Origin of the sequence: Muribaculum sp., from assembly GCF_029051885.1 — a bacterium.
Taxonomy (GTDB): Bacteria; Bacteroidota; Bacteroidia; order Bacteroidales; family Muribaculaceae; genus Muribaculum.
The window spans coordinates 1-4831 of the sequence record NZ_JAIDKI010000062.1 but is presented as its reverse complement, the minus strand read 5'-3'; the positions used below and the strand labels follow the sequence as shown (position 1 = coordinate 4831).

The 4831-nt window shown below is 50.7% G+C and carries 2 protein-coding genes; both read left to right on the top strand.

The window, feature by feature from the left end; all coding sequences use genetic code 11:
* Positions 1 to 346: 346 nt before the first annotated feature.
* Complete coding sequence (locus tag K2I50_RS02705; RefSeq protein ID WP_301024710.1) at positions 347 to 3070, top strand: TonB-dependent receptor; 2724 nt, start codon at positions 347 to 349, stop codon at positions 3068 to 3070.
* A 21-nt stretch (positions 3071 to 3091) separates the two neighbouring features.
* Positions 3092 to 4738 (top strand): hypothetical protein, encoded by a 1647-nt coding sequence (locus K2I50_RS02700; RefSeq protein ID WP_301024709.1) that lies wholly within the window; start codon positions 3092 to 3094, stop codon positions 4736 to 4738.
* Positions 4739 to 4831 lie beyond the last annotated feature (93 nt).

Sequence of the window (4831 nt, the reverse complement as noted above, 5' to 3'; positions counted from 1 at the left end):
CTCACTGCGCGAACACATCTGCACGACGCTTGACCGCCCCAGCGTTAACAAATATTGGTGAACGGGGTCTAAGAAACATTAATGTATATATCATAGCGGGGATATGTCGCAGGACACATTCCCGCTAAAATATTGTTATGCCACAAAGATTTAACAATTTTGAAGCGGTTGATTTTATTATTTTTAATAACTTTGTGAAAAATTGTAACGTGGCTGCGGAGGCATGCTAACGCGCTATCTTTCAGTTTTATGCTTTTTGACTATCCGTCGCGGAAATGTCAAAGTATCCTTTTAGGAAAAGATAAAATTTGCTATATTTTTCAATTAATTCAACCAAGTCATTATTATGAAGAGACTCATTCTCTTGGCCAGCATCGTCTGGCTCGCTTGTGTGGCTGCGATGGCCGCACCTGGTGATATCAAGTGTAGTGGCGTCGTTGTGGATGACCAGGGCGAGCCTATTATCGGCGCCACGGTCAGTGTACCCGGCACTTCTATTGCCGCTGCTACAGATATCGACGGTCGCTTCACTTTGGATGTTCCAAAGGGGAAGAATATCCACATTTCTTATATTGGATACAAGTCGCGCGACCTCAAGGCAGCTTCCTCTATGGGTGATATCGCCCTTGACGTGGAGGCACAGATGCTTAAAGACGTCGTTATCGAGCAGTCGGCTGCAAAGACACGTCTTACTCCTGTAGCAGTATCTACTGTAGGAGCCCAGACTATCGATCTCAAGCTCGGCAACCAGGATCTTCCTGAAGTACTCAAGACTACTCCCGGCGTTTGGACTACCAAGCAGGGCGGTGGTTTCGGTGATGCCAAGACCAACGTACGCGGCTTCAAGAGCGAGAACGTGGCTGTAATGATCAACGGTATCCCCGTCAACGATATGGAGTGGGGTGGGGTATACTGGAGCAACTTCGCCGGTCTCTCCGATGTGACAAGCAACATTCAGGTACAGCGTGGTCTCGGAGCTACAATTGTATCGAGTCCTTCTGTGGGCGGTACCATCAATATCACCACCCGCACTATCGATTCTGAAAAAGGCGGCTCGGTATGGTACGGTATGGGCAACGACGGCCTCAACACATATGGTGTAAAGGTTTCAACAGGCCTTATGAAGAATGGCTGGGCCATGACATTCCTCGGCTCGCGCAAGTGGGGCGACGGTTATGTACAGTACACTCCCTACAACAACTACAACTACTTCTTCAACCTCTCCAAGCGTATCAACGAGAACCATCAGATCAGCCTTACTGCTTTCGGCGGCCAGCAGAATCATATCCGTCGCCCCAATCAGCGCTCAGGCCTCTCTGTAATGGGCTATCAGACTTATGGAAAGGAGTATATGGACGGTGACTGCATGTACAAGTACAACCCCACCTACGGTTACGACAAGTACGGTCACGTGAAGACTCAGAACAAGAACTACTCCCACAAGCCCATCATCCAGCTCAATCATATCTGGAAGATTGACGACAGCTCATCGCTCTCGTCGGCTCTCTACGCTTCATTCTGCGACGCCGGCGGCTACTCCGGTCAGGCTACAGGCCTCAACGGATACTCTTATTCCGACTGGTATGGCGCTACCGACGGTGTGCTCTCGACCCGCTTCCGTCGTCCCGACGGCACTTTCGATTACGGTGCTATCCAGGAAATCAACGAGAACTCTACCGAGGGTTCAATGTATGCAATGTCGGTAGGTGTAAACAAGCACCAGTGGTACGGACTTGTTTCTTCCTATAAGAAAGAGTTTGACTTCCAGAACGGCGACGTGCTCAACCTTATCGGCGGTATTGACATGCGTTACTACCGTGGTGTCCACTACAACAAGCTCGTCGACCTCTACAATGGCGAATACTTCATGGACTACTCTTCACGTCGCGGTGTATCGCCTGATCTCAATGCCGCTGCCGCCAATCCCGCATGGCAGTACGAGCACCTCGGTGTCGGCGACATCGTATACAAGAACTATCGCGGCTATACAGCCCAGGAGGGTATCTACGCCCAGGGCGAGTATACAATGATGGACAACAAGTTTAACTTCGTGCTCGCCGGCTCGGTCAACAACACCTCATACTGGCGTCACGAACTCTTCTATGCCGACAAGGCCCACCGCGATTCTGAGACCGTGAACTTCTGGGCCGGAACCATCAAGGGCGGTGCCAACTGGAACATCGACGACCGCAACAATGTGTTCGTCAACGCCGGTTATATCTCTCGTGCTCCCTTCTTCCAGGGCGGCGCATTCCTCTCCTACAGCCAATCCAACGCCACCAACAAGAATGCCGTAAACGAGAAGGTAGTATCGTTTGAGGCCGGTTACGGATATCAGAGCCGTGAGCTCGCTGTCACTCTCAATGCATATTACACAAAGTGGATTGACAAGACCATGGCCCGCGGCGGCACAATGGACGACGGCAACCGCTACAGCATCAACCTTGAGGGTGTCAATGCCCGCCACATGGGTGTCGAGCTCAACGTCAACTGGATTCCCGTACAGTGGCTCAATATCGAGGGTATGCTCTCGCTCGGCAACTGGGAATGGTGCTCCAACGCATCCGGTTACTTCTACAACAACTACGGCCAGCCTCTTGCCAATATATCTACCGGTGCTCTTGCCTCAGGTGTTGCCGCTCCCGACCACGCCAAAGCTACCGTCAACCAGAAGGGTGTGAAGGTTGCCGACTCTCCCCAGACACAGGGTTCGGTATCTGTAAGTTTCCTCCCCTTCAAAGGCTTCCGCGTAGGTGCCGACTGGGTAGCAGAGGCACGTACATACTCCGACTTCTCGCTCTCAGGCTCGACCCTCAGCAATGGTACTGTCAATGTTGGCGATCCCTGGCAGATTCCTTGGGGACAGCAGTTCGACCTTTTCGCGTCGTATAGCTTCAAGATTGCCGGTGTACGCGCCCGTCTGTATGGCAACGTCTACAACGTGTTCAACAACTACTATATCACCGACGCCATGACCAATACCACTTCCAACGGTACATGGGAAAATGCTTACGGTGTGTTCTACTCATTCGGCCGTACTTACTCCATACGTATGCGCATCAACTTCTAATCCCCACAGAGAACTATAATTATGAAAAATAATATATTTAAAGGTCTGCTCGCATGTGGCGTAGCTGTGGCTATGGCAGGATGCTCCGAGAATTCCTGGAACGAGAAGTATCTCGATGGTTTCGAAGCCCCGAATCCCAACGCACCCCAGCGCAACTACATCGACTATACCCTTACTTCCAGCGACTATAAGAAAATAGCCGGTATGAAGGCCAACGTACAGAAGGCTAAAGCCGCCGGCGTTGAGGAGCAGCTTGCCGAAATGGGTTCCAAGGGCTGTTTCAACGAAGTAATCACAGCTCGCGAGTATATACCCGCATGGCTTGATTCTATCGCAAATACTCCAACCTCAGTATTCAAGAGCGCGGTTGCCAACACTACTGCCCGTATTACATATGAGAATGCCGTAGTGGATGAGACTCAGGTGCCCTTCACCCCCTCCAATGCTGTTGCCTCGATTACTTCAGGAGCCGCAGTGGATGTAAATGTGGCAGTGACCGGCATTTGCGCCCAGGGTATGATTGTGACCGACAACTCAGGCAGTGTTCTGGCTTATACCGGCAAGAACTTTGATGCCTCGGCATGGAGCATTAATGACCAGTTGAATATCACTGGTTCCGGCGCTACTTACGGTGGTGCCATGCAGATTGGCTCGCCTGTATATAGCCTTATTGGCGGTATTTCTAATATCAAGCCTACTCCCAAAGTCATCTCTACTGCTGCTGAATGGGATGCTGTGGCCAAAGTATATGATGACGCCAATTCGGCCAAGACCGGTGCTTTCCCCCAGTATATCAAGGCAACTGTCAAGGTAAAACTTGATGGCAACTATGTCAACTTCCTCGTTGACGGCGCTAATTATGGCGGTAGCCTTTATCAGGGTCTTGACACTCAGAAAGTGGCATTTGCCAATAAGGATGACGCTACTGTAACGGTTGAAGGCTGGGCTGTGTCACGTACATATAGCTCGAGCATGGGTAAGACTCTCTGTAATATTATCCCCGTTTACGTAAACGGCACCGCTGTAGTGCCTGTAGCACAGAAGGCTGTCGTAATCGAGTCGACAATGAGCCAGTTTGTTCGCACTGCTGCAAAGAACTGGGTATTTGATCCTACAGTCTATGTGACTATGCAGACCGGATCAAGCGGTAACTTCACTGATGAGATTTCCGGCAAGTTCTGGTATGGATGCGTAGAGTGGGTATGGCAGGAAAAATGTGTTAAGGAGCTTGGTCTGAATGCTGACCTCTGGAACAACTGGGGCGAGGCCAATGTGTTTACTACTCATGGATATGTATGGGGTAGAGGCAAGGCCACACAGGAAGGCTATTCGGGCGCATCCGCATGGTATGGCAACTACGACAGCCGTGTCTCCACTCTCAAGCAGAACTTCACTGAGGAGCAGATGGCTACCTACTTCCCCGGCCTCAACGACGAGCAGATTACCGAAACACTCCAGAAGCACTTCGCTACCGAGGTAGCTCCCGGAGCTCTCGGAATGTGCTATCCTGATGCAATGCCCGGCACAGGCGGTATCGATCAGGAATATGAGGTGACACTGCTGCAATACAATCCCAGCCGCCACAATGTGACACTCCGTTTCAGAGTTGTCGCTCCCGGCAAGTTTGTATTCGTAGAGTGTGCCGATTGGAATCTTTCTGCTGAATAAGTAACTGGTCGAAATTATTTTAGAGCTTGTTTAATAATAAATGTTGCCGCCAGGGTCGTATAGCTTGAGACGATTTTCGACATGTGACGAAGG

Excerpts from the sequence above, each read along its gene's own strand:
- K2I50_RS02705 (WP_301024710.1), top strand. The coding sequence starts at position 347 with ATGAAGAGACTCATTCTCTTGGCCAGCATCGTCTGGCTCGCTTGTGTG.
- K2I50_RS02700 (WP_301024709.1), top strand. The coding sequence starts at position 3,092 with ATGAAAAATAATATATTTAAAGGTCTGCTCGCATGTGGCGTAGCTGTG.